23 protein-coding genes, 1 tRNA gene and 2 pseudogenes are annotated in these 25,268 nt (G+C 56.3%); 12 read left to right on the top strand and 14 right to left on the bottom strand.

The features are described from left to right. Positions 1-11: 11 nt before the first annotated feature. Positions 12-908: an EamA family transporter gene (locus MHY87_RS03590; RefSeq protein WP_239349428.1), complete on the top strand. Its 897-nt coding sequence runs from the start codon at positions 12-14 to the stop codon at positions 906-908. Positions 909-975: 67 nt separating this feature from the next. On the opposite strand, the gene ctrA is transcribed toward MHY87_RS03590, so the two are convergent. Beyond that, positions 976-1,677, bottom strand: coding sequence for a response regulator transcription factor CtrA (ctrA, locus tag MHY87_RS03585; protein WP_239349426.1), 702 nt, complete (start codon positions 1,675-1,677; stop codon positions 976-978). Between the two features lie 527 nt (positions 1,678-2,204). Between ctrA and fliJ the strand changes: the two genes are divergently transcribed. Continuing rightward, complete coding sequence (fliJ, locus tag MHY87_RS03580) at positions 2,205-2,606, top strand: flagellar export protein FliJ (protein ID WP_239349424.1); 402 nt, start codon at positions 2,205-2,207, stop codon at positions 2,604-2,606. 66 nt (positions 2,607-2,672) lie between these two features. On the opposite strand, the gene MHY87_RS03575 is transcribed toward fliJ, so the two are convergent. Beyond that, entirely contained in the window at positions 2,673-3,284 is a 612-nt protein-coding gene (locus MHY87_RS03575) for an N-acetyltransferase (protein WP_239349422.1), read from the bottom strand. A 203-nt stretch (positions 3,285-3,487) separates the two neighbouring features. Between MHY87_RS03575 and MHY87_RS03570 the strand changes: the two genes are divergently transcribed. Then, positions 3,488-4,501: a lysylphosphatidylglycerol synthase domain-containing protein gene (locus MHY87_RS03570; RefSeq protein ID WP_239349420.1), complete on the top strand. Its 1,014-nt coding sequence runs from the start codon at positions 3,488-3,490 to the stop codon at positions 4,499-4,501. A gap of 27 nt (positions 4,502-4,528) precedes the next feature. On the opposite strand, the pseudogene MHY87_RS03565 reads toward MHY87_RS03570, so the two are convergent. Further along, positions 4,529-4,810 (bottom strand): annotated as a pseudogene (locus MHY87_RS03565) (helix-turn-helix domain-containing protein); the annotation flags it as partial. Between the two features lie 184 nt (positions 4,811-4,994). Beyond that, positions 4,995-5,270, bottom strand: coding sequence for a DUF1153 domain-containing protein (locus tag MHY87_RS03560; protein ID WP_114187418.1), 276 nt, complete (start codon positions 5,268-5,270; stop codon positions 4,995-4,997). 230 nt (positions 5,271-5,500) lie between these two features. On the opposite strand from MHY87_RS03560, the gene mnmA reads away from it, so the two are divergent. The 4 genes from mnmA (at position 5,501) to MHY87_RS03540 (ending at position 7,926) form a co-directional block, all read left to right on the top strand. Continuing rightward, on the top strand, positions 5,501-6,655 hold the full coding sequence (gene mnmA / locus MHY87_RS03555; protein WP_239349418.1) for a tRNA 2-thiouridine(34) synthase MnmA: 1,155 nt from the start codon (positions 5,501-5,503) through the stop codon (positions 6,653-6,655). A 22-nt stretch (positions 6,656-6,677) separates the two neighbouring features. Beyond that, complete coding sequence (locus MHY87_RS03550; protein ID WP_239349416.1) at positions 6,678-7,319, top strand: class I SAM-dependent methyltransferase; 642 nt, start codon at positions 6,678-6,680, stop codon at positions 7,317-7,319. A gap of 125 nt (positions 7,320-7,444) precedes the next feature. Beyond that, positions 7,445-7,651: a hypothetical protein gene (locus MHY87_RS03545; protein ID WP_239349414.1), complete on the top strand. Its 207-nt coding sequence runs from the start codon at positions 7,445-7,447 to the stop codon at positions 7,649-7,651. 198 nt (positions 7,652-7,849) lie between these two features. Beyond that, a tRNA-Met gene (locus tag MHY87_RS03540) sits at positions 7,850-7,926 on the top strand. Here the strand turns inward: MHY87_RS03540 and MHY87_RS18925 are convergent. After that, a complete protein-coding gene (locus MHY87_RS18925; protein ID WP_370644835.1) occupies positions 7,883-9,523 on the bottom strand; it encodes a recombinase family protein in 1,641 nt (546 codons plus the stop codon). The genes MHY87_RS03540 and MHY87_RS18925 overlap by 44 nt on opposite strands. A gap of 493 nt (positions 9,524-10,016) precedes the next feature. On the opposite strand from MHY87_RS18925, the gene MHY87_RS03530 reads away from it, so the two are divergent. The 3 genes from MHY87_RS03530 (at position 10,017) to MHY87_RS03520 (ending at position 13,228) form a co-directional block, all read left to right on the top strand. Continuing rightward, the gene (locus tag MHY87_RS03530) at positions 10,017-10,976 is read left to right on the top strand and encodes a hypothetical protein (RefSeq protein ID WP_239349410.1); all 960 of its coding nucleotides are present in this window, start codon (positions 10,017-10,019) and stop codon (positions 10,974-10,976) included. Between the two features lie 483 nt (positions 10,977-11,459). Continuing rightward, positions 11,460-12,944: a hypothetical protein gene (locus MHY87_RS03525; protein ID WP_239349408.1), complete on the top strand. Its 1,485-nt coding sequence runs from the start codon at positions 11,460-11,462 to the stop codon at positions 12,942-12,944. Further along, positions 12,941-13,228, top strand: coding sequence for a hypothetical protein (locus tag MHY87_RS03520; RefSeq protein ID WP_239349406.1), 288 nt, complete (start codon positions 12,941-12,943; stop codon positions 13,226-13,228). Before MHY87_RS03525 ends, MHY87_RS03520 begins: the two co-directional genes overlap by 4 nt. 171 nt (positions 13,229-13,399) lie before the next feature. Here MHY87_RS03520 and MHY87_RS03515 read toward each other — a convergent pair whose 3' ends face one another. The 3 genes from MHY87_RS03515 to MHY87_RS03510 form a co-directional block, all read right to left on the bottom strand. Continuing rightward, complete coding sequence (locus MHY87_RS03515; protein WP_239349404.1) at positions 13,400-13,951, bottom strand: hypothetical protein; 552 nt, start codon at positions 13,949-13,951, stop codon at positions 13,400-13,402. Positions 13,952-13,989: 38 nt separating this feature from the next. After that, positions 13,990-14,328 carry an HNH endonuclease gene (locus MHY87_RS18920; protein ID WP_370644834.1) on the bottom strand — a complete coding sequence of 113 codons (339 nt, stop codon included), beginning with the start codon at positions 14,326-14,328 and terminating at the stop codon, positions 13,990-13,992. A 614-nt stretch (positions 14,329-14,942) separates the two neighbouring features. Further along, positions 14,943-15,503 carry a hypothetical protein gene (locus MHY87_RS03510; protein WP_239349402.1) on the bottom strand — a complete coding sequence of 187 codons (561 nt, stop codon included), beginning with the start codon at positions 15,501-15,503 and terminating at the stop codon, positions 14,943-14,945. A 278-nt stretch (positions 15,504-15,781) separates the two neighbouring features. On the opposite strand from MHY87_RS03510, the gene MHY87_RS03505 reads away from it, so the two are divergent. Continuing rightward, the gene (locus tag MHY87_RS03505) at positions 15,782-16,408 is read left to right on the top strand and encodes a recombinase family protein (RefSeq protein WP_239349400.1); all 627 of its coding nucleotides are present in this window, start codon (positions 15,782-15,784) and stop codon (positions 16,406-16,408) included. A gap of 109 nt (positions 16,409-16,517) precedes the next feature. Here the strand turns inward: MHY87_RS03505 and MHY87_RS18830 are convergent, their stop codons facing one another. From MHY87_RS18830 to MHY87_RS18820, 3 genes and pseudogenes are all read right to left on the bottom strand, one after another. Continuing rightward, positions 16,518-17,372, bottom strand: a complete 855-nt coding sequence (locus MHY87_RS18830; RefSeq protein ID WP_370644833.1) for a cadherin domain-containing protein — start codon at positions 17,370-17,372, stop codon at positions 16,518-16,520. Between the two features lie 75 nt (positions 17,373-17,447). Then, positions 17,448-17,504: pseudogene (locus MHY87_RS18825) on the bottom strand (hypothetical protein); the annotation flags it as partial. Further along, positions 17,505-18,680, bottom strand: coding sequence for a calcium-binding protein (locus MHY87_RS18820; RefSeq protein WP_304611098.1), 1,176 nt, complete (start codon positions 18,678-18,680; stop codon positions 17,505-17,507). 74 nt (positions 18,681-18,754) lie between these two features. Between MHY87_RS18820 and MHY87_RS03475 the strand changes: the two genes are divergently transcribed. Next, positions 18,755-19,093: a helix-turn-helix domain-containing protein gene (locus MHY87_RS03475; RefSeq protein ID WP_370644819.1), complete on the top strand. Its 339-nt coding sequence runs from the start codon at positions 18,755-18,757 to the stop codon at positions 19,091-19,093. A gap of 22 nt (positions 19,094-19,115) precedes the next feature. Here the strand turns inward: MHY87_RS03475 and MHY87_RS03470 are convergent, their stop codons facing one another. The 3 genes from MHY87_RS03470 to MHY87_RS03460 form a co-directional block, all read right to left on the bottom strand. After that, positions 19,116-20,219: a hypothetical protein gene (locus MHY87_RS03470; protein WP_239349396.1), complete on the bottom strand. Its 1,104-nt coding sequence runs from the start codon at positions 20,217-20,219 to the stop codon at positions 19,116-19,118. A gap of 134 nt (positions 20,220-20,353) precedes the next feature. Beyond that, on the bottom strand, positions 20,354-24,502 hold the full coding sequence (locus MHY87_RS03465) for a HigA family addiction module antitoxin (RefSeq protein ID WP_239349394.1): 4,149 nt from the start codon (positions 24,500-24,502) through the stop codon (positions 20,354-20,356). 299 nt (positions 24,503-24,801) lie between these two features. Then, positions 24,802-25,182: a rhodanese-like domain-containing protein gene (locus MHY87_RS03460; protein WP_239349392.1), complete on the bottom strand. Its 381-nt coding sequence runs from the start codon at positions 25,180-25,182 to the stop codon at positions 24,802-24,804. Between the last annotated feature and the right edge of the window lie 86 nt (positions 25,183-25,268).

Here is a 25,268-nt window from a genome sequence, read left to right as displayed (position 1 = left end):
AACAAGGGTGCATGACCTTGAATGGGCACGATGCTCACGTGCCTGCCCGGACGATCCAGGAGAATGAAGTGGAAACCGCCGTCTTTCTCGCCATTCTCGTGGCGGGCTTCATGCATGCGGGCTGGAATGCCCTGATAAAGGTCGGTCTCGACCGGTTTTCCTCGCTGCTGCTGATCGTCCTGGTTCAGATGGCGCTCAGCCTCATCCTGCTGCCGTTCTTCGCGTTTCCCGTTATGGCCTCATGGCCCTGGATTCTGGCTTCCGCGATCATTCACACGGCCTACAAGCTGTCGCTGATCAGCGCTTATGAACATGGCGACCTTTCCCAGGTCTACCCTCTCGCCCGAGGCAGCGCTCCTCTCATCGTGGCCCTTGCGAGCGTGCCGCTGCTCGGCGAGTCGCTGCCTCCCTCAAAGATGCTGGCCATTGCATCCATCGGGCTCGGCGTCTGCCTCATGTCTTTGAGAGGCGGAGTGAACGGGCGCATGCCGGCGAAGGCGTTCGGACTGGCGCTCGTGACAGCGGGTTGCACTGCCTCTTACACGCTCGTCGATGGTGTCGGTGCGCGTCTGTCGGAATCCGCATCGGGTTTCATTCTCGTGACCACGCTCATCGACGGTGTCTTCACCTGTGCCTATTCATTGGCGAAACGTGGTCCTAAGGCTTTCATCAAGGTCGTGCCTGCATGGCGCAGCGGCGTTATCGCGGGCACCATGTCGCTTGCATCCTACTGGATTGCCATTTGGGCCTTCACGAAAGCTCCCATCGCTCTCGTCGCGGCCCTGCGCGAGACAAGCGTGTTGATGGCGTTGCTGATCGCCGTCATCTTTTTGAAGGAACGCACTGGGCCCAGCCGCATCGCTGCTGCATCCTTGATTACCGGCGGAGTAGTTCTGATGCGCTTATGAAGCGAGTGACACGCTCAATAAAAAAGCCCGGCATTCGGCCGGGCTTTTTGTTCCGTTCGTGTTTCGCTTAAACAGCAACGCGCACATCGGACTCGTTCGGCTCGCGCAGCACGTAGCCACGGCCCCAGACGGTCTCGATGTAGTTCTTGCCCTGCGATGCGTTGGCGAGCTTCTTGCGCAGCTTGCAGATGAAGACGTCGATGATCTTCAGTTCCGGCTCGTCCATCCCGCCATAGAGATGATTGAGGAACATCTCCTTGGTGAGCGTGGTGCCCTTGCGCAGCGAGAGCAGCTCCAGCATCTGATATTCCTTGCCGGTCAGATGCACGCGAGCGCCGCCCACTTCGACGGTCTTGGTGTCGAGGTTCACGACAAGATCGCCGGTGGTAATCACGGATTGCGCATGGCCCTTCGAGCGGCGCACGATGGCGTGAATGCGGGCGACCATCTCGTCCTTATGGAAAGGCTTCGTGAGATAGTCGTCGGCACCGAAGCCGAGACCCTTCACCTTGTCCTCGATGCCGGCCATGCCGGAGAGAATCAGGATCGGCGTCTTGACCTTCGCGACGCGCAGCGTGCGCAGAACCTCATAACCCGACATGTCGGGAAGGTTCAGGTCGAGAAGGATGATATCGTAGTCGTACAACTTGCCGAGGTCGATGCCCTCTTCGCCGAGATCCGTCGTATAGATATTGAAGTTCTCGGACTTCAGCATCAGTTCGATGCTTTGCGCAGTTGCGCTGTCGTCTTCGATGAGAAGTATGCGCATTTTTATTCCCCAGCCCTTGCCCTGGAGCTTGCGTGTAGCTTGTGGCTACCCATCCACCACCGGGCCAGCGGTGGATGCCCTTTTGCACTGATTCGTGACGCTAGTTCGGAATGGTTAACAAACCCTGATTCATGCATGCAAGCGCTTAACGACTTGGGCGTGCCAATCTCTCGTTCAAGGCGCTCAGCCTGTGGATTCAAGGTGACCATAGGGAACCTCGCCATGCCATCCAAAATCGTTGCAAACGAAGGATTTCGTCTGCGATCGCCCGCGGCTCTTGCGATGCGGCAGGCGTGACGGCAGCAGTGTTAACGAAATCGGTAAACGAAAGGTTGACGAAAGCCTGGCGCAAGCCTCGCGGCCTGCCTGAAGGCCGTGCGGGGGCGCTAGTGATTTGTCCTTCCACGGTTTTTCGTTCGCCGTGGTAAGGAAGAGTCAACTTCCATGCGCGATGATGTCTCATGCCTCAAGGATAACTGAGCGATCCGGCGGGTACCTGAAACAGCGACGTGTGGAGTTGAATCAAGATGAAGTCGCGGGATACGCTCATCCGCCTCAAGCGCTTTCAAGTCGACGAGAAACGTCGGAGGGTGGCGCAGATCGAGATGATGATCGCCGAGTTCGACCGCATGGCGGCTGACCTTGACCGGGAAATCGCAGCGGAAGAGCACAAGGCCGGGATCTCCGATCCGAACCATTTCGCCTATCCGACCTATGCTCGCGCCGCGGCCCAGCGGCGGGACAACCTTCGCATGTCGGCTCAGAACCTTCACACTCAGCTCGATGACGCCAAGGCCGAGCTCGGTGAGGCCTTCGAGGAACTGAAGAGGGCCGAGAGCTTGGAGGACCGGGAGCGCGCCACCGAGCGGGCACTGGATCCGGCCATCAGCCAGATGGGTCAGGTCCGCGCCATGCGCGCAACCGCCTGATCCGTTTCAACTACGCAATTGAAAAGGACGCGCCGCAGCCCGGCGCGTCCTTTTCCTTTTTAGGGTTCAGCCGAGCACCGGGACCTGGGGTGCGCATTCTCGCGGCAGGAGGCCTTGGAGCCTTGGATCGTCCGCCACCTCGATAGCGCGTCGATAAGGAGTGAAGCCCGAGCGTATATAGAAGGCGAGCGCCGCCGGGTGATCCAGGCTGCAGGTATGAACGAAGAAGCGGTCGATCGGTTGAGCGAAGGCCCGGCGGATTGCCTCGCTCATGAGAAAACGCCCGGCGCCCTTTCCGATGATCCCGGGCACGAGGCCGAGAAAGGCCAGCTCGACTTCTCCTCCAGACCGGAAGTCGAGTTCCAGGAGGCCGATGTCGTTTTGCCCGTCATTCAGGGCATAGGCCTCGACCTTCGGATTGCTGAGAATGCCGGCGAGCTCCTCGTCGGGCATGACCACCCGGCTGAACCACAGCCAGGGTTCGCCGATCCGGCGATAAAGAGTTCTGTACCGGTCGCGATCGTTGCCGAGGGGCTGGAGCGACCAATCCCCTTGAGCCTCCATCGGCGAGGATGGGGGAGGGGAGCGCATCTCCAGATAGGTGACGATGGACGCGATCTTTCCAGGTGGCAGATCCGTATATCCGTCGAGGTTCAGCGCCGTCTGAGATTTCGTCATGAGCCCGCCTTTCGATCCGACAACCAAGCTCTCGCTGTGTCACGGGTTCGGGCGGAGAGCAACTCTGCGTGAACCGCCTTTGGAGGTCACCTGGCGCGCGTGCCGCATTGGACGTTATGTCCGGTCGGCCGGGAGCCGTTTTCTCTTGCAGATCGAACGGATTATGGGCACAGAAGAAGGAACCAAGGAGCGCGACCGTCTCGATGAAGAAAGTGCGTGAGTTCATCTGGCCCGTCATCGGGCTTGTCGCGGTCGTCGTTTCGGTCTGGCTTCTCTATCGCGAACTGCGTGGCATGTCTCTGGATGATGTCTGGGACAGCCTGACAGCGGTGCCAACCCATCGTTATGCCTTGGCCGGCCTGTCGACGCTCGTCGCCTATGCTGCTCTCGCCTGGTATGATCGCATCGCGCTGCTCCATCTCGGCGTACGTCACATCTCGTGGCTGTTCGTGTCGGTGACGTCGTTCACGACTTATGCCTTGTCCCACAATATCGGCGCCTCGGTCTTCTCGGGCGCTGTCGTGCGCTACCGGGCCTACACGTCCAAGGGGCTGAGCGCGCCGCAGATCGCCGTGCTCGTTGCTCTCTGCTCCTTCACCTTCGGACTTGGCACAATCCTGCTTGGCGGCGTGGCGCTTACCGTCAACCCGACACTCCTCCATCGCCTTGAGGACCTGCTGCCTACCGCGCTGACCAATCCGGCCACGGCCCGGGGCGTGGGCCTGCTGCTTCTAGCCTTCATCGCGTTGTATGTGGTGGGCTCCATCCTGCATCTTCGACCGCTGGTGATCCGTAAGGCCAAGCTCGAATATCCGCGCCCCGCCATCATGGTGCGGCAGCTGATTGCCGCTCCGCTCGAGTTGCTGGGGGCCGCCGGCATCATCTATTTCGTGCTTCCCAGCCACCTCGAACCGAGCTTCATGGTGGTGCTCGCCGTGTTCCTGGCCTCGTTCTCGGCGGCTCTTGTGAGCCATGCCCCGGGAGGTCTTGGCGTGTTTGAGCTGGTGTTCCTCACGGCCATGCCGGATATCCCGAAGGCGGACGTGCTTGCGGCACTCATCATCTTCCGCCTGTTCTATCTGCTGATCCCCTTCGGCATGTCGCTGGTGGTCGTGCTGCTCTTCGAGCGGGCAAGGCTGGCGCAGGCCTGGCGTGCCCGAGGCGTGGTGGACAGCAGCACGGTGCCGCCACCGCCGCTCTCTTCATCTGATCAGTAGGCGCTTTGGATCGCGAATGAACCGGGCTTAAGCCGCGATGGCCGATTTCTGGCCCGGCTCCGGCACGGAAACTCCGGCTTCCATATACTCATTCAGCTTGTTGCGCAGGGTGCGGATCGAGATGCCGAGGATGCGAGCCGCGTGGGTCCTGTTGCCGAAACAATAGGCGAGGGTGTCCAGGATCAGGTGGCGCTCCACATCGGCAATCGTGTGCCCCACCAGGATGCGCCGAAGCGCATCGACTGTCTGATCGGCAACGGAGGATGGCGGAAGAGCCGCATTCGATGAGGCGAGAGCCTGCTGTTCCGGCATATCCTGAGCGCTGAGCACGATTCGTACCTATCCATGTAGAGGGTAAGGATTTATGCCCATTCTATGGTTAGGAAGACCTTAACAGCCGAGCTGCCGACTGCATGATTTTGGGTGGTCCAACGAAAAAGGCGCCGCTTCATGAAAGCAGCGCCTCGTCCTGGATCGGTTAGAGCCTAAGGCATTACTGGCGGTACTGTTGAATCCGGGTCGTCCGCAGGCCGGCGAGGCCGTGTTGGTCGATGGACAGCTGCCAGCTGAGGAATTCCTCCGTGGTCAGCGTATAGCGCTGACAGGCTTCCTCGAGGCTTAAGAGACCGCCACGAACGGCGGCAACGACTTCGGCCTTACGGCGGATGACCCAGCGACGAGTGCTGGAAGGAGGCAGGTCGGCAATCGTCAGGGGACTGCCGTCGGGCCCTATGACATACTTGACCCTAGGGCGGTGGGGTTCGGTCATGATACGCTCACACAAAAATTCAACGACCTTTGACAGGCTCGAACCTAACGGGTGGGGCTTAATGTTTTCCTAAGCCCGTCCAGGCGGTTACGAGAGCGCCTAACCTTAGCCATAAACGTTAACACCGGCTTATTGCGGCACGTTTCTCTTTAAGAATTCACCGGCCATCGCTATAGAAGGGCTTTGGCCCCTCCCGTGCGCCGCCTTGAACGGCGCCTCTGGATGGAACGATGCTCAACTCACTCGATCTACCCAAGTCTCCCGCTGAGACCCGCGTCGTGGTTGCGATGTCGGGCGGCGTGGATTCCTCAGTCGTGGCGGCTCTTCTCAAGCAGGAGGGCTATGACGTCATCGGCATTACGCTTCAGCTCTACGATCACGGCGAGGCCGCGCACCGTAAGGGCGCCTGCTGCGCGGGCCAGGACATCTACGATGCCCGCCGCGTGGCCGAGGCGATCGGCATTCCGCATTACGTGCTCGATTACGAAGAGCGCTTCCGCAAGGCCGTGATCGATCGCTTCACCCAGAGCTATCTGGCCGGCGAGACGCCGATTCCTTGCGTCGAGTGCAACCGCTCCATCAAGTTCCGGGATCTTCTGGAGACCGCCAGGGAACTCGGCGCCGATATCTTGGCCACCGGCCATTACGTGGCAAGCCGCCGTCTGCCCGATGGGCGGCGCGCCCTCCACCGTGCGGCCGATCCGGACCGGGACCAGAGCTATTTCCTCTATGCGACGACGCCCGAGCAACTCGACATCCTGCGCTTCCCGCTGGGGGAACTGCCGAAGGAAAAGACCCGCGACTACGCTCGTCAGTTCGGCCTCGCCATCGCCGAGAAGGCCGACAGCCAGGACATCTGTTTCGTCACCCAAGGCCGCTACAGCGATGTGATCGAGCGCCTGAAGCCCGGCGCCGTCGCGGGCGGCGAGATCGTCCATGTGGATGGCCGCGTGCTCGGCCGCCACGAGGGTATCATCCATTACACCGTGGGGCAGCGGAAGGGCTTGGGCCTCTCAGTGGGGGAGCCCCTTTATGTGGTGCGCCTCGACGCTAAGGAGGCTCGCGTCGTGGTAGGGCCCCGCGAAGCCTTGGCGACCAAGCTGATCCGCATCACGGACGTCAACTGGCTCGGCGATGTGCCGTTGGAAACCTTGGGCGAGAAGGGGATGGAGGTGGCCGTGCGGGTCCGTTCCACCCGCGAGCCCCGGCCGGCTATCTTACGATCCACAGGAACTGACACTATTGTCGAGCTGTTATCGGCCGAAGATGGGGTGTCTCCCGGTCAAGCCTGTGTCATTTATGAGAGCGATACTCCGCGGGCCCGAGTGCTTGGCGGAGGTACCATTGCCCGCACTGTCGCCGAAGCCGCTTCCGCTGCGGCCTGAAGCGCCCTCTGAAGGTATCTGTATGACGGATGGAGCGACCACGGCCCTGATGCGCAAAGCCTATGCGCGTTGGGCGCCGATCTATGACTTGGTTTACGACAAGCTGACCGAGCCCGCCGCCCGGGCCGCCGTGAATGCGGCTGTCGCCTGCGGCCCCAAGGTTCTGGAGGCCGGCGTCGGCACCGGCCTGTCCCTGGGCTATTACCCCAGGCATGCCGAGGTTTATGGGGTCGATCTCTCCGAGGACATGCTGCGCCGGGCGCAGGAGAAGGTCGACAAGCGCGGCCTTTCCCATGTGAAGAGCCTGCAGGTCATGGACGTGACCCGTCTCGGTTTCCCCGACGCGACATTCGATGCGGTCACAGCCCAGTTCATCATCACCCTTGTGCCGGAGCCCGAAGTGGCCCTGTCGGAGTTCGCCCGTGTGCTGAAGCCCGGCGGCGAGATCGTTCTCGCCAATCACTGGGGCCAGCCCTCGGGGCCTGTCGCTGCCCTGGAGGAGATGGCGGCCCCGCTCGCCAAGGCCATTGGCTGGAGTTCCTCGTTCAAGGCGGCGAGAGTGGAGGATTGGGCCCGAAGCACCGGAACAATGGAGGTGGTCGAGCTGCGATCACTCTTCCCGGCAGGGTTCTTCAAACTCATGAGAATCAAGAAGCGGGCTTGAGGCCCGCTTTTCTTTTGGCGCAGCCCTTTAAAACCCCGCCGAGGTGACTTCCGGTCCCTGCGCCCTATGTAAAGTCTTACAAGTTCCTGTAAGCATTCACGAAAGCCATTCCCATGCGTCTTTTCATGTTCACCTCTCAGGCCAAGGAAGACCTGCATGCCTTTGCAGGAGACGAAGCTGGCAGCAAGTTGCCCACCAAGTACGGCCCCTGGGGACTGACGGGCACCCTCAACTCCCGTGAGGCTCCCCCGCACAAGTTCTCCCGCCGCACCATCGAGCAGGCGATCTCCACGGAAGGCTTTCAGCTCTGGCGCATGAAAGCTAAGGGGTAGCGCTTCCTTCGAGGAGGGGGGAACGAGTGCGCTTGACGGCGGCATCGCCGGTATAGAGCTGGCGAACGCCGCTCTCGTTTGCGGCTTGAAAAGAAACCGCCACAAATTCGTCGGCAGGCTCAGCCTCTTTCTTGACACTGGGGCCTAATCTTCCCTATATCGCGCATGCCTGACGCGGGGTTCGCCCCAGCGGCCTGGGGCGGAGTAGCTCAGTTGGTCAGAGCAGAGGAATCATAATCCTTGTGTCGGGGGTTCAAATCCCTCCTCCGCTACCATTGCTCCCCACACACTTTCTGTGGAGGTGCCTAGTTCCCGGAAAGCACCCGTCAAAGCGTCTAGACGCCCAACAATCTGTAGTGTCCTGTCCGAGTTGACTACGACGTTCTCGATTAGTTCACGTATGATCATTAGATCAGGATCGTTAGCCTGAGCGCCGTGCTCCAGAAATGGTTGAAGCCTCACCAGAATATCGAGGTGCCGCTTAACCAGGGTTGGGTGCGGCTCGATCTTTAAATCTGGGGCTTCTTCCTTCAGGACTTCGAGCTTGGCCTCAAATTGATCCCGCTCCGCCGCAGCCTCTTTAATCCTATTGTCCAGCACACGCATGTCGCCTTGGCCTTCGACCATCATATCGGTGAGGCGATTAATTGTACGATGAAGCTCTCCAAGCCGCCGCTCAACCCTGGAACGCTCACTTAGGGACGCCCCAATGAGCCGCCGACGCTCCTTCTGGTACTCATCGACGAATCTCTGGATACGCTTGGGCTCTTGCAAGGCGTTCCGGAGCAGCGCCAGAACTTCTTGTTCAAGAGTGTCGAGGTAGTGGGTCTTAGGGGCCGGGCAGGTTCCGGACTCAGCATGATTGGTACAGCGGATGCGTACACGACCTGTCCGGTCCTTCCCCAGGATTGACATGCCGCCCCCGCAGGCTCCGCACCGGAGTTTTCCTGAAAGCAACCGCTTGGGAGCCCGCGTAAAGCCGTTCACTGCCTGCTTGCGAGCTTTCGCTTCGATAATAGCTTGGGCCTTGTTGAATACCTCGACCGAAACGATGGCTGGTATGCTGCCATTAGCAATTACCTGCTCGTTCAAGTGGTTGGCGCGTGAGATGCGTTTCCCCGACCGATCATCGAGAAGCATCCGGTTCTTATTCCAAACGAGCCGCCCGATGTATTTCTCGTTCCGAAGAATGCCGCAGCCCCGCTGCCCATTGCCGTTGATTGTGGAGGCGTTCCATTGCTTGCCACGGGGCGGAGGGACATTGTCCTCGTTTAGACCGTAAGCAATCTGGCGAGGTGTTCTCCCACTAATGAACTCGTCGAAGATGCGGCGGATGAATTTTGCCTCAGGCTCGTAGATTTCGAGCATGCCCGTGTGGGAAACTCCTTCGGCAAATTTCGGGACGCGGTAGCCATAGGCTCTCCCTCCCATGTTCTTGCCAGTGGCAGCTTTCGGCTCCATGCCGCGTTTTACCATTTTGGCAGTCTCTTCACGCTGCATTTGAGCGACAAGCCCGAGGACACCAATTTGGACGGTATCCACTCGGCCTCCGCTATTCACGGCCCAAATCTCTATGCCGAGGAATTTCAGTCTGTCGGCAATGAGATTCATATCGCGCATCGAGCGCGACAAGCGAGAAAGGCTTTCTACAACGATGTAGTCGAATTCCTTGTTCTCCGCTGCCTTGAGCAGTTTCTGGATGCCGGGACGAGCCGCAATTGTAGCCCCAGAGATGCCCCGATCCTCGTAGGTGTTAACGACATCGATTCCTTTATCATTGATGAATTTCCGGCAGAGTCGAAACTGGTCCTCAACCGACTCATCGTGCTGATAATTAGTGGAAAACCGACCATAAAGAACGCCCCGCTTCATTGCTGTTGCACCTCCGGCATAGAGCCCTCGCTCAATGCATTATCATGATCCTCACGGGCCAGTTGGCGAGCAAGGGCGAGAGTGAAGCGGTCGAGAATTTCATCTACAGCTAGCTGGTCGTCAGACGCAGCCTGTCCATGGCTGATCGAACCGAATTCCGTCTCAGATTGGGTGCTTATAACTGAAGTGATCTGTTGTTGGGTTGCCCGGCTGCAATTGCCGGAGTTGGTCATTGTCACTGAAGAACTCAGGAGTCCGTCCAATAATATGGACGACCGGGAGAGCCCCGGATTACGCAAGGAGGTGGTCCGCAGGATTCTGACTGCGGGTTTCCAGTGCGATGCGGCTACCCTGCCAGAGCACGCCCTGGAATGTCGAAATTAAAATTCAGCGACAATGAGATGGGGCTCTCTAAAAAAAATAATGACAGCCAAGAATACGCCTCTCTATCAAAGAGCAGCCATTAGGCTGATTATTTTTAGAGAGCCATTTAATGATCAAAAGTATTATTGATAATGAAATTAAGGAAAATACATCGAATCACTCGGCGAATCAGACGACTCGTTTGTATATAGACCTTGTCAAAGCTGCAAATCGCAGTCTGATTCGCCCAATTATTGGAATGGAATCAGGGTATCATCTTGGGTTCGGACGATGGATAGGGCAGACAATACTTGGCGATCCTGAAACGCCTCCTTTTGTCTTTGAGCGCCCCAATTTTGATTTTGGCTATCACTTTGACATCACTCATGCCGACTGGATTGGGAGGGATGGATACTCTCGCAGCCTTAACCAGGGCCACGACCTTATTCGACAGAGAAAGTTCTTCCTCCCCCAGGAGTTGTGCGCATATGTCTTTCACTGCACCGAGGACGGCCTCGATTTCGAGCGGACCTACTGTGCCCTGCTCCATGAAACAGAGGATGGGATCAAGGGTAGCGTCTTCATCCGGCAAGAGGCTCCCAGTGGGCCATTTCAATCCTGGCTGCTGGATGCCGCTTCGTTCCACATCGGCACGGATGGAGCAGTTACCTATACCTATCGCATCCCTCGCCCCTTCCTGTCCGACGAGGTCATCCAGGCATTGAAAGCCCGTAATGATAAGACAATCGATGATATGATCGTGGCGACGATGCTGCTCGCCTCGCGCTCAAACGCTATCGAGGTAAGCTCTAAGCGGAGCTTCAAAGTTGACCGATACAACAGCAGGAGGAAGCTCGGGCAGCAAAAGCTCGACGCACCTTGCATCGTGAAGATCAACCGCGATTTACTTGTAGCCGAAGCGGCTAGAGTGAATGGACCGCAAGGAGTCGGAGGCGCAAAACGCCCTCACGAGCGGCGATCACACTTCCGGGTTATTGGGCGCGGGACGGCAAGACAGCGTGAGGTGATAGTTCGGGCAAGTTCGATCAACGGGGGCAAGCCGATGCAGTCGTACTCGGTCAGGGCCTGATCTGGGTGCAATTCAAGCCAATTCGAGCCTATGAGCCGTCATCCGAACCGCCCGAATTATCATCCTAGGCGTGCTTACATGGCGGCTGCGCCGATCACTTAAACAAAGCTTTTCGTCACGAGGACTTTGAATTCGGGCGATGGGGTGTCCTGCGGAGTGGCGCTTGCCGCCCGTAAGCGGGACGCCTCAGCGCTGCTGACCGGGCCGGAACGCCGTCAGGCGAGAGGGCTCGGTCGGCACATATCCCTCTGAAGCCCATACCCATGAATTCAGAGAGTCTAATTCGATGGGGCAGGCTGCGTTGCAGCCACCCCATAGACGAGGGAAGAGGATGATGCGTCTGCGGTCCTCGGCTGCGCCTCCGCCCTCGCCTTTCACTCCTCTCCCCTCGTCGTTTTCAAGAAATTCCGTCCATGGAAAATAATATAGATATTAGCACGTGACGTAATTTATATTCTATTCATTGCCTATTACGAGCCAATCATGAAGTTAAAATTATCAACAGGCACGCCAGGATGTGGAAAGACTACGCGATTGCACAAAGAAATTATCGCAAATCCCGGACGGTATATTTTGTCGTGCCCACGAATCAACCTAATCGAAGAGCAAGAGCGAAATCTGAATTCTATGATTCGCGTCTCACAAACCAAGCCTATTATTCTCTCAGTTCATGGCAAGGGCTCTCAAAAAGCACCTGTCTTGAGGAGGATTGCAGAGGCTATCGCGAAGTACCGGTATGAGGATCATGTGATCCTGCTCATCACTCACGAAGGCATGATGAATGCCGATATGAGTGATCTCTCCGGCTGGCATGTCAAAATCGACGAAGTGCCGAACGCCGTCGTGACCGATAAAATTTGTGCCGAGGCAAGCGCCGTCTACCTCCAGAAGAGCTACGGCCTTGACCCCATTGCAGACACGAATTGGTCCAGGCTCTTGGTGCATGACGATACTCCGATCACAAGAAAGGTCATGCGCGACGATGTCCTGAACGATCTGGTGACCCTCGACAAGCGGGCTCGATCTGCACACGGGGTCTATGTGGACGTCCAGAACTGGGCCGACCTGCAAGAGCGGGGTCGGAGATTGCAGTGGTGGTCCGTATGGACACCACTGCAATTGGAGAGCGCCGAGAGCGTCACTATTGTAGGAGCAAGCTATCACCACAGCGTCCTGGCGAAAGTCACAGATGCTTTTTACCCTGGAGCGATTGAGATTGAAGAGGTTCGCCTCGTTGGGCAGCCTCGTAAAGCCCGGCGTGTATTCGTTCACTACTTCACACGCGGGCATCGCGGATCAAGCACCTTCTGGCAGACCAAAGGGCGGGGACATGTCGTGCGTGTCTGCCGTCATCTTGAAAAAGTTCTGCTTGGATATTGGTCGGGCAACAAGGTCATAACCGATTATTGCTTCGGGCGTCTCTCAGGACAGCAGGTGCCGCCTAAGACTGAAGGCACCAATGATCTGATGCACCACACGACTTGCGCCTTCATTTACAGCGCCAAGATGCTCGCATCCGATCAGCCACTCATCGATCTGTTCGGGCTAAGCCCTGAGGACATCGAGCGGGCTCGCGAAATCGAGGATATCATTCAATTCATATATCGAGGCGACTTGAGAAACGCCGCATCGAGTGAGGATTACCATATTTATCTCTACGACCTGTATCAGGCAGAAGCACTGGAGCAATATCTCATGGATCAGCAGATCGATGAGATCGTGCTTGTACCGGTCGAAGAAGCAGGCTTGCTCGATGTGCGGCGTCTTGGCCGGGGACGGCCTAGTTCTGAAGCGGAAGATTCTCGCAGTCGTGAGGAGCGGTTGGCTGAGCAACGGCAGAAGGATCGTGAGCGACAAAAACGAAAGCGAGATCGCAAGAAGGAGCAGAAGCTGCGCGCAGGAGTTTATCGAGGCCCTGGCCGCCCCAAAAAGAAGGGATATACCCAAGACCAACCAAGAACGCCATGATACTGCCGTTCACGTTCGTCAAAACACCGAGAGAAGCAGAGATAGAACGAAGGGCGAGGCGGCTTGAGGCTCAGGCTGGTTTCCTGCCCTGGTCCGACTGGACAGATTTTATTGATGAGGCTCAAGATGAACTTCTCGACGGGCTTCGTAGCCGCGCGCGTCGGCTCAATCTGCGGGATCACAAGATTGAAAAAGACCGATCCGCTCCCGCAGGAGAGGTTCGATTCATCTGCTCATTCATCAGCGATATCGACATGGTGCATTTTAAGATCGCGGTCTTGTAAAAGGCCGCGCTTCAGAGCGGGCAATCCTATCGGGAACAAGCTGATTCGTATGGTTAATGATTCGTTAACGAATCACCCTGTGCTTCAAGCCTCTGTTGTTGGTCCATAGACATCCGAAAGGAGGCAATCTTAGCCGGTACCCCCCTATAGATAGCAATGACGGCCCTCGACTTAGAACAACGCAAGCTCGCTATTGATAGCCTCATCGAGCGGCGGCCAGTCTGCGAGGTTTGAGTTAGGCGCAGATTTAGGGCAGACACGAATAGAACCTGACGGGATGCTATCGTAAGCAACAACCGAGCCCAGATTAACTGCGACCTCAACGAGAATGCTGTAGGGGTCTGAGATGGCATTGCTCTCATAGAGACTTTCGGCAAGACGCCAGCTTTCTGGAAATGACCAATCTAGTCCAATCCGATCGGGTAGGGCAATGCTTGGTATAGCGAGCTTAAGGAACGGCGGTTCCTTCCCGATCACGATATCTTTTGAGATTGAGGGTCTGAGACAGAGGATTTTTTCGGCTCCAGCCCCGATTGCATCCCTGACAATTCCAGGCACAACGCCGCCTGGGTTCATTGGCATCAAACCCGCTCTTCGAATTCCGTCCACGGCCTCAAGTGGAGTTACATGAAGCAGCCAGGGTATTCTGCATACAAGAGCGCTGCGAGCGGCAGCCATACCAGATTGGGTCAAGAGATGCTTGTGGAGTTCTTCAGGATTCATGTGGCAACTGTGAACGTAAGTCTAGCGACGGCCAAGCCCTATCGGAGACGTCCCCAGCGCCTCAGTTTATGGTGCTTCGTAAGAAACGCCTTCGCGGGCCAATGACGCTTATCGTGTGGCAAGTATATTTTCTGCCCGTGGAGAGCGGCTGTCGCCGCCATGTCGAAATGCGAATACGGGGTGTCGTTCATATAAGGATCGTAATAGACAACCTTGTACGACTGACTCACTGTCATCAAAGCGGCATCGAATAGCCGATGATGTAACGAGCAAAGCAGTATGCCATTTTGTGGGTGGAGCCGGTGCTCCTTAGATGCCTCAGACCATGGCACTATGTGAGCAGCCTCTAGGGCCGGTTCAAAGGAAAAACCACACATCGCACATTGAGTGCCATAGGTCTTCATTAGGAGGTTTCGGAATATTCTTTGTCCGACACCACGAACTCGAACGGACCTATATACGTCTCCTGCGCGGTCAGGATCGCTAAACAAATCATCGGCAATGGTTTCAATAGTATCTGAGGGATTGAATCCAATGTAAGGGTTCTTCACGGAGCCCCAATCAAAGCCGAATACCATCCTATGAGCGGCATCGAGGTCTTCGATATCCCAACCTATAAAACCTGTTCCCGGCAGGCCCGTAGTTTTGGCGATCACGATGGCTGTCAGAGGAGGAAGTTTGCTTGCAAGGCAGTAGTCTTGGATAGGCCCGAGCACCCATCTTACGGTCCTATGATGTAATCCTAATATCCCTCCTAAATCTTGATAGAAGCACGTCTGCCCACGTTTAGCCCACTTAACCAAAATGGGCCACGCTTCACCGGCATAGCTTTCCCAACTTCGATCCACGAAATTACCCTTGTGGCCTATGAACGAGGCATTGCACTACATAGTGCCGTTCGCTCGCGGTGCGCGCAAGAATGGAGGCATTGAGAGGGACCGGTTCGAAGAGTATTCCAAAACAAAAGGGCCGGGGATACCGGCCCTTTTCGTTAGGCTCGCTTGGACAGCCACTCCTGAATCGCCGGTAACGCCGAGCCGGTAAGCCGGTATTCGGGATTCCCATTGGTCCATTTAGTATTGAGGAGCGCGTCAATTTTCCGCTGGAGTACCGGGAATGGCGGAGTAGCGTGCTTGATCTCATGCGCCTTCTTTCCCAATACGCGCCCAATGCGCATGGAAAGCTTTGTATTCATCGTTCGGATCGTTCCCTTCTGGAGCCCGACCTTCTGGGCAAGGTCGGATATCGAAATCCGTTTATCCGGTCCTGCCAAAGTCACCTCGGCAAGGACCTTGAACACTGCGTCGTAACGGTTGGGGTCTAGATTCTCGCCCTCATCGAGCGCTTGGCTAATGACTTCCTTCACGGTCGGGTTCACGGCAACGAAGTCTGGCAGGGTGACAGGCGTGTGGGCTGTAGCCCCAGCAGTCAGTGCTTTAAGTTTCGTCGCCCAGTCCATCGCCACCTCGGGCCTGTCTGTGATGACGCCAACGAAAAACCTAACTCCGGTATCCGTTGTGGACGCTTCGGTTATCGTATGCACTTCAAGCATGTAGATTCCTCCATGGGCATGCCTATGCATGCGTCACGTTTATATGGAGAAATTCTATGCATGTGTCAACATGCATGACCACGCATACCCATGCATTAGATAGAATAAGGTCTTAGCTGCTTCCAGTAGAGTGTTCTACGTGTCGATCAGTTCAGGGCAGTTCAAAAAGGGTATCCCTTTCTTGTACCACCTCAAAACTGGTTCAGTATCGCAAGCTTGACTATCCTAAATGAACCCATAGGATATGAACTATTCTAACTGAACCGTTTGGAGGTTTGATGTTCGTTCGGGCGTACCTACGTGCTTCTACAAACCAGCAAGACGCCACCCGCGCCCGCGAACAAGTCGAAGCCTTCGCGGCTGATCATGGCCTGACCATCGCAGCCACCTACATTGAAAATGAGAGCGGTGCGAAGCTTGCGCGCCCTGAACTGTTTCGGCTCCTAAAGGATGCGAAGCCGGGCGATATTTGTCTTTTGGAGGCCGTTGATCGACTAACCCGCCTTAATTCGGCTGATTGGGAACAACTCAAATCGAAGCTTATAGAGTGTCGCATCCGAATCGTTGCGCTGGACCTTCCCACATCCTGGGTGATGGCAAAAGCTGAGACGGATGAATTTACCCCACGCATATTCGACGCCATCAATAGCATGATGCTTGATGTGCTTGCTGCTGTGGCTCGTAAAGATTACGAGGACCGTCGCAGGAGACAGGCGCAAGGTCAGGCAAAGGCGAAAGCGGAAGGGCTTTATAAGGGCCGAAAAGAAAACGTCGCGCGTAACGCAGGTATCGAATCCATGCTCCGGGCTGGCTCGTCGTGGTCGCAAATTCAGGCTGCGACGGGATGCAGCCGCGCCACTATCGCGAAGATCGCCAAACGCTTTACGAACTCGACGCCTATATAGCGGCATGCTTCCGAAGAAGTGATCCGGGACGATGCGCTTCTGGCGTGAAACTCCTGTGAAATTGCGACCGTTGTAATCTTCAAGGCCCTCCCTAACGGCGTGATTGCCTTTAGATGACGAAGAAATCCGCGCTGGTCATCTTCAGCCCCTTCGTGAGGTTCGCGATCTTCACCATGACGGCTTTTCCGGTGCCGTCCGGATCGTAGTAAAGCGCACCCGTGCCTTTATTGTAGATAATGCGATCATCACGGTCATGCGCTTTGGTCCCACTCCAGAACGCAGCCTTGGACAACGCTCCGGTCTTAGCAATCTTAGTAAAGACCGACCTTGCCAGATGAATCGTATCGTCGGCCACGCTGAAGTCGCCGATCCTATCGACGTTTAAGCTGCCGTGCGGTCTCGTGTTGAACACGAAGATGTCCTTGCCCGTTCCTCCGGTGAGAACATCGTTGCCAAGCCCACCATAGAGAGTGTCGTTGCCTGCGCCGCCACTGAAGGTGTCGTTTCCAGACCCACCCACGATCTTGTCGTTCCCCGACGAGCCGAGATTCAGTTCGTTGTGAACGTTGGAGAGCGTAATCGTAACCGTCTTTTCGGTCGTGACGTTGAAGCGATCCGTGGCTCGTATCACGATCTGATGCGTCGCGGCTTGCTCGAAATCGAGAAGATATCCGTTCTTCACGACGAGACGGTTGCCGTCGATGGCAAAGCGGCCTGCGGCATCGCCACTGACGCTGAAGCTCACGCTGTCTCCGTAATCCGAATCAATCGCCGAGAGCAGGCCGATGACTGTACCTCTGGCGCTGTTTTCCGCGACAAGGGCGCTCGACAACTCGATGTTGCGCGGCGCTTCATTCACATTGCCGGTCAAGAGAGTGTCGAGAGATACTGTGCCATCTGCGAATTGAAACCGCTCGACATTGCGAATGACATCGAGACCGTCGCCGTCAGCACGCTCGTCCACGACCGTGATCGAGCCGTCCGCATTCTTGAAGGCGGCGTACTGCGCTCTGGTGCCAGAGAAGACCGCCACATCACCAGAGCCTTCGCCGCCGTCGATCACGTCGTCACCGGAACCGCCATTGAGCCAGTCGTCTCACGAACCGCCATCGAGGGTATCCTTGCCCGCGAGGCCGGAAATCGAATCATTGCCGCCTCGGCCAGAGAGGATGAAGTTGTCGCCCATGCTGCCGACGATCACATCGTCATCGTCTCCGCCTTCCGCGCCTTCAATGGAGATGAGAGTATCCGTGTTCCCGAAGGGATCGGTTGCGGTGCCGGTCTGAAGATTGATCGAGACGCTCCCTCTACCGATCTGCTGCATTCGATCCGCAACTTCCCGATCATAGGTGATCCAATCGTCTCCGCCACGCCCGTCGATGGTGTCGTTTCCGGCGTAACCACGGAATCGGTTGCTTTCGTTCGACCCGGTGATCCTGTCGGCAAACTTCGTTCCACGAACCGCTTCGATGCTGGTGAAAACATCCGTATCGCCCCAGGGGTCGGTCACCGTGCCCGATCCGTCGCCAAGATCGATGACGATCCCAGACAAGGCCGATCCGTCCTGATAGGCGATCTCGTCGAATCCCTCGCCGCCGTCGATGGTATCGTTGCCTTCGCCAGGACGCAGAACGTCATTTCCGCCGAGTCCCTGGAGTAGGTCGTCCCCATAGTACGAAACGAATGTGTTGTTGTTATCGTCGCCGATCATGATGTCGGCATGGTCGCCCGACGACGAGGCGTAGACCATCTCGATGTTGAAGAGCCTATCGATGCTCCCGAAGTCGCTCCTCGCCTCTCCCAGGCTCAGATTGACGTAGAAAGCTCCAGTGCTGAGATAAACCTGATCGATCCCGGCTCCGCCATCGAGAACATCGTTCCCCAGTCCGCCGTGGAGGACATCGTCGCCTGCGCCGCCATAGAGCACATCGTCTCCGCCAAGGCCCATGAGGAGATCGTTGCCGCTTCCACCGCGACCAAAATTCGTTCCATCGTCCGTCGTTCCAGGCACGGGATCGGGCGTCGTTCCCTCGTTGTCGCCAATCCAGAAGAGCGAGCCATTCGTGGTGACGATGTTCACGCCGCCCACGAGGTCCACAAGATCGACTGTGAAAGTGACGGTTTTGCCGAAGAGCGAGATGCCGATCCCGGTCGGCGGGCTTTCGAAGATGCTCACTTCGCTCGCATTGGCGTCGATGACGATCCGATCCGTCAGGGGATCGAAGGGGACGAAGGCTCCGTTCGCCAAGGCGCTGAAGAGAAAGTCGTCCATCGTTCCTGATCCCCCGAATGCCGCCGAGGTCACGGCTCGGCTATAGTAACTTATTTTGTACTATGTAACGTACAATGTTGGTTGCATCAATATCCTGCACATCCGGTTTGATCCAGCCCATGGATGTACGGCGGATCATCGGACAAAACATGCGTCGGCTTCGGCTGGAGGCGAACCTTACCCAGCAGGAACTGGCTGAGCGCCTCGGCGTGGACCGGGCTCATGTGAGTTCATTGGAGTCGGGAACGAGAAACCCGACTGTCATCAGCCTTTGGCATTTGTCCCTGGCTCTGAGGGTGCAGATGACAAGGTTCTTCGATGACATTCCCGGCCCAGCCGAGGGAGAACCGGTCTACATCAAGAAGCGGGCCTCGAAGCGAAGAGGTCCACGCAAGGAAGCGGAAAGCCGCTAGGCATGTCCTTGGGGCTCCGGCCTTAATCATCGTCATCCCGCTCCTGAGACAGGTCCCATCTGACGAAGTCGAGATCGGCATCGTCGAAAGGCTCGCTCACATCGAAGAAACTTGCTTTCGCCTGTTCGCCGTCCGCATGATGACGCAACGGAATCAACGCTCCCGCCGCTTCCAGTTTCTGACTGATGTCTCTGGCGACAGCGTCATCGACGCGGTCCTGACTCGGGCCGTAGATGCCCTCGACCACCCAACGGTTCTCCGTAAGGGCGACAAGCTTGATGATGGCCGGGATGGGCAGATACTCGACGTAGGCTGCATGGCCCAGCGCCGCCTCGGTGGTCTTGTTCCGAAGGCAATTCCGGAAACGAAGAGCCGCGTTACGAATTGCCTCTCCCGAACGCAATTGGTGGAATTCGGCATTGTCCAAGGCAGTAAGAGCCAGCGGGAAGTCCTTGGCCTTCGTGAGCCAGCGTTCCGCTAAAGATTGCAGCGTGGTGTTGTCCGCTGCCGCTCGGATCGAGTGCGCGAGGTCCTCGGCGGTCGCCTCAGGCACGAGCCTGAGAATGAGAGCGACGGTTGCGCGGAACTGATGCAAACCTTCGACCGTCAAATTCTCGACGAGGTCCTGGATAATGAAGGGCGGCTCAAGGCCGCAAATCACCGTCAGGTGCGTTTCGTTGATCTGCGACATCTGCCGCAGGACCTTGGCCCGCTCTCGGTGTTCCGGTTCGGAAAACAGCATCGGCAAGACTTGGTACGAGTGAAGCGGCAGAGGCAGGTCGCCCAGTTTCTTGAGAGCGCCGAGCAGTCCCTGGCTTTGCCCAAACGCTGCCGTCACAAGGTCGCCGACGCGCCGAGTAACCAGCGCCTCTGCAATGGTCTTGATGAGATGGGAATGCTTCGCGCAACCCAGCCGATCCGCAAGCTCCTCCGGACGATCCCGGTCGAGGAAGGCCAGCAGGAGAAACATCGCCTGTCGGCGGAAGGCGCTTGCGAACAGCGCAAAGCGCAGGATGCCGGAATACTCCTCGTCGCAGCGGGACAGCGCCCTCAAGGCCCAGCCATTGAAGGCTCGGGCTCGTAGTGCCTTACTGGCCGGTATCGCCTCTCTCAAAGGATGCTCCATGAAAGCCTCATCGAATCGAGGCTCTCATGGATTGCGTATCGCACAAGTAATTTGTGCAGTCTGTGGGACCAGTAGGTTATCCGCTGGTACTTAGGTTCGAAACATACCAGAAAATTCTGGAGCCACTGGAGCACTCAACGGAGGCGTCTTCTGATACCAGCCTCCGCATCTTCCCGGCTAGCTTGATCCTCATAGGTTTTAGCGAGACTGGTCAGCACTGTGGAGGCCACAAACGGATGGGAGTAATGCAGGGCGTTAGCCCAAGTCCGGTACTTCCTAGCCAACTCCCGCTCCTGGTCTCCGCCTTCACCGCGCCAATGCACTCCACGTGCGTTATACAACCCAGTGTACGCACCTTCGGAAATACTTTCCGATTGGATATCTTCCATAACACTTCGCACAGGCTCACACGGCCAGATTCCGTCTTGGCCTACGGGCGCGCAAGAAAACAGCTTGCCAAGACAAACATCGCCAATCTCCGACCGGCTAAGCTCCGAGCAAGCATCCCGGACAGACTTTACCCATTTCACCAGCAAACTAGAATCAAACTCACCGAGATCATTATGACCAGGGATACGCTTGATGCTGTCGAGCAACTTGTAAGCCTTCTCAGCGAAATGTTCAGCAGTTTCTGGATCAACCCTCCATTCCTGCGGATCGTCGTCACGATCCCGTCGCTTATACCTCCATACAATCGCCCGCACGAAGAATTCAGGGTGAGCTTCGATATATCTCTCAAGGTTAGGAATTCCGGAGCTTTTCCGTCTGCTTCCCGGTCGCGCAAGAGCGTCAATGAACGAAAATTCTAGGCTGGCCTTCTGCTCCAATGTGAGTTCTGGGTCCTTGTCGATGAGCCCAAAAGCCTCTTCAAGATGATACTGATCAAGCTGATAATGCCCTGGCTGATCCTTTCCTTCTTTCAAGCATCCAGAGAGCACCTGGAACAGAATGGAAGTTGGAACCGCCTCTAGCCGTCGCCGAATGAACGCGAACGCTGCCCGAGGCCGCTGCGCTGCAAGCAGACGATCAATGGCGTCTCTATTCTCCTCATCAGAGTCGAATGGCCAACCCACTGGAACCTCATTCCAGTATATCTGCTGATGTGTTTCCTCTAACTCCTCGACAACTTGCCATGTGCTTCGGCAGAATGGTGCAAGCAACAGCAATTGAACCATGTCTGATTCTGATATGTGCCTCTTGATTGACTTCAGCACATCCACACGTTTTGTCTTATCGGTGACAGACCACAAGGCTCCAGCAATTAGGTCTTTTCTGCCGCCAGACTTTTCGCTCACAGCCGATGGTAGTGCCATCAGGAGAAGGTCGTGCATCTCTGTCTCGGGCAGGATATTACCTGCTAGAAGCGAACCGATTGTGGACGATGCCTTACCCATACTGGCGAGTTCGAGAATTCCGGGTAGTCCCCGTTGTTGCATGATCTCGCGTAGCGCCTCGATACGAAGTTGTTTGATGCGCTCCTCGCGAAGTTGAAAATCCATGCTTTCATCAAGGAGTTCGTCTGCTGACTCATCCACCCATTGTGTTCGGAACAGCCATTCATACTTGGTGATAAGATCAGTAGGCTCAAGCGCCTGATATGCTACCTTAGCTGCCTTAGTTAGGCTTGCGAAATTTGCTTCCTTGGATCGTTTTAGGCCACGCCGCGACATAACCGTGACGCGGATTTTTTCCCGTACAATCGCTTTATCAGAATCGGAGGCCTCAGCGTTGGCCCACGATAGAATTAGCTCCCATACTCTTGTTTGATCACCTTCGGAAAGATCGTGCAGATGCTCAATTAGATCACAAAGCATCTCACGTGAATGGCTCTTCCAGCCCAGGACCATACCGACCATTTCGCGCATAAATACCAGAACAGGTTCTCCTTCGGTGAAAGGTTCACCGAAGCCATATCCATCGGTGCGCCAACGGGGTTTATGGCTATAGTCGCCGAATTTATCACCAGTATTCAACTGTTCAATGCAGATTTTCCAGGCAACAGCAGGATACTTTTCCGCAAGAAGTTTGATTACGTTAAGGCGCACGTCGTGACTGGCTGCGGTCTGTGGCATCCAGACTCTGAAGATCGACAACAGAGAGTTGATCGGCTTATTGACCCAGTTATCGCTGATCTCCACCTCAGCGAGTTGAGCTAAAATAAGAGCAGATCGTGGGAGTGTGTCTGGATTCCAGGCCAGCCCTTCAAGCGCCCAGAGCAGACCGGTTCGAGGGCAGCCTCCAAAGAAACCTGTGTCAGTATTGACAGGGCGCATCAATCCGACCGCAGCAGATTGCTCACTTCTCAGATCGCGTTCCAGAATTGCTAGAAACTCCTCGGGAGCAACCTCCGCATAGGTAGGAAGGTCCCGGTCGTGCGCTTCAAGGGTACGCAATGTCAGTGGGGTCAGGAGATCACGGATGAAACGTGCCGCTAATGCCTCCGCGTCTATCCCAAGACGGGATTTAAAGAGATGATTGCCATGCACAGCGAGCAATACCAGAGTTTCAGATATGCCCTCCCGTAGTGCCGCAGAGATTTCACGCGACTTGCCATAAATCGAAGCTGCCCACCGGGCGCTCTCAGGCAGGTCCAAACTTGGATCATCCTCGCCTAAGACGATCTTCGCTGTATCGAAATATCGAGTTAAATCTTGGACTGTGATTGATCCGGCAATGGCAAATAACAAGTCAATCTTAGAGATTACACCCCGGTACGTCCCAACAGACCAGAGTGGGGCGTCATTAATCTGTGCTAGGCGTTGGCACTCCTTCTCTAGCGCCTCATACGGCTCGTCATCGGCTAGTAGCGTCAACACGGTTTGGTCGGCTTCGTTGTGGGAATTCCACGCGCCAGCCAACAGGAATGGGATCAGCTTCCCGGCAGTTGCATGATCCACAGCCCATTCGGGCTTTCGAACTGCTGGGGTTGTCGAGAGTTGCCGTCGAAGAACCGTGAGCGAACGACCAGAGGCGTTGCTGTACCTAGCAATATCGTCACGATTAAATCCCATACCCTCCAAGGCTGAGCCGAATGCCTCGTGACTCAAGGGCTCAAGTACGATGTGCGGGTCAGGCGCTGCATTTCGCGGATAGACGATGATGGTGTGAACGGAACGAGCAAGAGGTGCCATTTCACGTTCAACATCACGGGTAAAAGCCACAGGGATGAAGTTCTGAGCACCTTGTGCCAATCTGGGAAGAGTGCCGGGTTTGTCAAAGACAAGGACACGGTCACGGTGAAGCGCCAGTTCCTCGCCGCCTTTATCGCTGAACAACTGGGAGAGAAACGCCAGAGCTTCTTCGACAGAATCCGCAGCAATGATTGTCGGCCCCTCAGGTTCTTTCGACAGGCGCGATGCTGCTGTTCTCTTCGCGGCAGCGATTGCGGTGTCGAACAAGTCGGCTACGAGAGGCGGACTGGTCGCATTTGCCCAGTCTGACCAACACTGATCCAGTGAACGAACCCCTTCCGATGGCCGCACCGTCTCATTTGCGAACCACGCTTGTCCTGACAACGACTGCTCCAGCCATTGCTCCAGATCGCTGGCATCATAGGCTCGCACGTCCTTCCAGAGTCCCTTGGCCTTCATCTCCGTGATCCAAGCGGCCTTTCCTGTCCATCGGCGCGGTGTGACAAACACGAAGGTCATGACGCTTCTGTCGGCTTCCTTGATTGCCTTTACGCTCTTGGCGAAGTCGTCGTCTGCTTTGCCCTTGATATTTGCGTTGACGCCAAACTCCCAACCTGAAGTACCATCAGGAATCCATGGTGTGCCTTCAGTAGTTTCTACAAAGCCATCCCAGCCGGGCCTTTGGGAATCATCGTTGCCGGGGAAATCGACCTTCTTCAATCCCAGTCCTGTCGAATGGACGAGGGTACGGAGTAGGACTGAGAGGCGTGCGCGCGCAGAGATATTCTGCGAGGCCCATGTCTCGATGTCGTTGGCTCTGATAATGAGGAATGGCGGAACGTAAGCTTTTGTGTTGGCTGGTGCTCTCGCTTTGGTTTGGGTCGCGTCATAGGCAACCTGCATGTCTAAAAGCTTCTGGGCAGGCAGGCCAAAGGCGCGCTCAATTCGTGATGCCATCTCTTGTGAGGTGGCAACCTTGCCGTTGAGGAAGTTGGAGAGGGCTGGTCGGCTAACACCAACTAGGTCTGCCGCAGCCTTTACAGACATAGACCTAGAGGTGAGAAACTTATCTCGTACATACTGGCCTGGATGCATGAGAGAGGGGGGCTTTGAAGTTGCCCCTATGATCTTTGGATTTTGCCCGTCTGTCATCGGCCTGCCCTGGAGGTGAGAGTTATCCGTAATGTCACACATTACGAGTATTGTGTAAAGTGTCGGATTACAGATGGCTCGCTCTGTCGAGCTAACTAGTGGCCAATTACCTAGGTCTGTTGAGGTGTGATCTACTGAATGGGGCCACTCTACATATGCATCTTATCGGGTCAGCCCTGCGTAGCTGTATGGAGGGAAAACAAGGGTTTCGGCATGTGTGGGGAGCGCATGAGGCGGACCTCCGCTACCACCTCTCCCGTTGAGTTCTTCTCCGGGACATTCAGTGTAAGCAATCAATCTCATGCGGGCTCGGTATCGATGCCTGCTTCCGCGAGTTCCTTGAAGCCGCCGATGTTGAACACAGCGGTATAGCCCATGTCCTTTAGGGTCTTTCCGGCGAGAGCAGAGCGGCCGCCTGAGGCGCAATGTAGGAGGATGGTTTTGTCCTTCTGGAAGGCGGGATCGTGATACTGACTCTCAGGATCGGCCCGAAACTCCAGCATGCCGCGTGAGACATTGATTGCGTCCTTGATCCGCCCGGTCTGCTGGGCTTCCGTCGGGTCGCGGACATCCACCACAAGCACGTTGCCCGAGCGTATTTTCTCCTTGGCCTCACTTGGCGACAGCCGGGTAACGGCCGCATTGGCCTCCGCCAGCAAGTCCTTCACGCTTCTGGGCATCGCACCCTCCCGTCTGCTTTCACGAAGGTGAAGGCTCCGCCGGGCGAACATGCCTGTCAAGGAGAGCAATGGGAGTAAGAAACGGG

The organism is Microvirga sp. ACRRW, assembly GCF_022346925.1.
Taxonomy (GTDB): domain Bacteria; phylum Pseudomonadota; class Alphaproteobacteria; order Rhizobiales; family Beijerinckiaceae; genus Microvirga.
The sequence above is the reverse complement of the archived record's forward strand: the minus strand, read 5'-3'. Positions and strand labels throughout refer to the sequence as shown.

What these genes read in the sequence shown, in the direction of transcription:
- MHY87_RS03590 (WP_239349428.1), top strand. Translation starts at nt 12, where the DNA reads ATGACCTTGAATGGGCACGATGCTCACGTGCCTGCCCGGACGATCCAG.
- ctrA (WP_239349426.1), bottom strand. Translation starts at nt 1,677, where the DNA reads ATGCGCATACTTCTCATCGAAGACGACAGCGCAACTGCGCAAAGCATC.
- fliJ (WP_239349424.1), top strand. Translation starts at nt 2,205, where the DNA reads ATGAAGTCGCGGGATACGCTCATCCGCCTCAAGCGCTTTCAAGTCGAC.
- MHY87_RS03575 (WP_239349422.1), bottom strand. Translation starts at nt 3,284, where the DNA reads ATGACGAAATCTCAGACGGCGCTGAACCTCGACGGATATACGGATCTG.
- MHY87_RS03570 (WP_239349420.1), top strand. Translation starts at nt 3,488, where the DNA reads ATGAAGAAAGTGCGTGAGTTCATCTGGCCCGTCATCGGGCTTGTCGCG.
- MHY87_RS03560 (WP_114187418.1), bottom strand. Translation starts at nt 5,270, where the DNA reads ATGACCGAACCCCACCGCCCTAGGGTCAAGTATGTCATAGGGCCCGAC.
- mnmA (WP_239349418.1), top strand. Translation starts at nt 5,501, where the DNA reads ATGCTCAACTCACTCGATCTACCCAAGTCTCCCGCTGAGACCCGCGTC.
- MHY87_RS03550 (WP_239349416.1), top strand. Translation starts at nt 6,678, where the DNA reads ATGACGGATGGAGCGACCACGGCCCTGATGCGCAAAGCCTATGCGCGT.
- MHY87_RS03545 (WP_239349414.1), top strand. Translation starts at nt 7,445, where the DNA reads ATGTTCACCTCTCAGGCCAAGGAAGACCTGCATGCCTTTGCAGGAGAC.
- MHY87_RS18925 (WP_370644835.1), bottom strand. Translation starts at nt 9,523, where the DNA reads ATGAAGCGGGGCGTTCTTTATGGTCGGTTTTCCACTAATTATCAGCAC.
- MHY87_RS03530 (WP_239349410.1), top strand. Translation starts at nt 10,017, where the DNA reads ATGATCAAAAGTATTATTGATAATGAAATTAAGGAAAATACATCGAAT.
- MHY87_RS03525 (WP_239349408.1), top strand. Translation starts at nt 11,460, where the DNA reads ATGAAGTTAAAATTATCAACAGGCACGCCAGGATGTGGAAAGACTACG.
- MHY87_RS03520 (WP_239349406.1), top strand. Translation starts at nt 12,941, where the DNA reads ATGATACTGCCGTTCACGTTCGTCAAAACACCGAGAGAAGCAGAGATA.
- MHY87_RS03515 (WP_239349404.1), bottom strand. Translation starts at nt 13,951, where the DNA reads ATGAATCCTGAAGAACTCCACAAGCATCTCTTGACCCAATCTGGTATG.
- MHY87_RS18920 (WP_370644834.1), bottom strand. Translation starts at nt 14,328, where the DNA reads ATGTGTGGTTTTTCCTTTGAACCGGCCCTAGAGGCTGCTCACATAGTG.
- MHY87_RS03510 (WP_239349402.1), bottom strand. Translation starts at nt 15,503, where the DNA reads ATGCTTGAAGTGCATACGATAACCGAAGCGTCCACAACGGATACCGGA.
- MHY87_RS03505 (WP_239349400.1), top strand. Translation starts at nt 15,782, where the DNA reads ATGTTCGTTCGGGCGTACCTACGTGCTTCTACAAACCAGCAAGACGCC.
- MHY87_RS18820 (WP_304611098.1), bottom strand. Translation starts at nt 18,680, where the DNA reads ATGGACGACTTTCTCTTCAGCGCCTTGGCGAACGGAGCCTTCGTCCCC.
- MHY87_RS03475 (WP_370644819.1), top strand. Translation starts at nt 18,755, where the DNA reads ATGTTGGTTGCATCAATATCCTGCACATCCGGTTTGATCCAGCCCATG.
- MHY87_RS03470 (WP_239349396.1), bottom strand. Translation starts at nt 20,219, where the DNA reads ATGGAGCATCCTTTGAGAGAGGCGATACCGGCCAGTAAGGCACTACGA.
- MHY87_RS03465 (WP_239349394.1), bottom strand. Translation starts at nt 24,502, where the DNA reads ATGACAGACGGGCAAAATCCAAAGATCATAGGGGCAACTTCAAAGCCC.
- MHY87_RS03460 (WP_239349392.1), bottom strand. Translation starts at nt 25,182, where the DNA reads ATGCCCAGAAGCGTGAAGGACTTGCTGGCGGAGGCCAATGCGGCCGTT.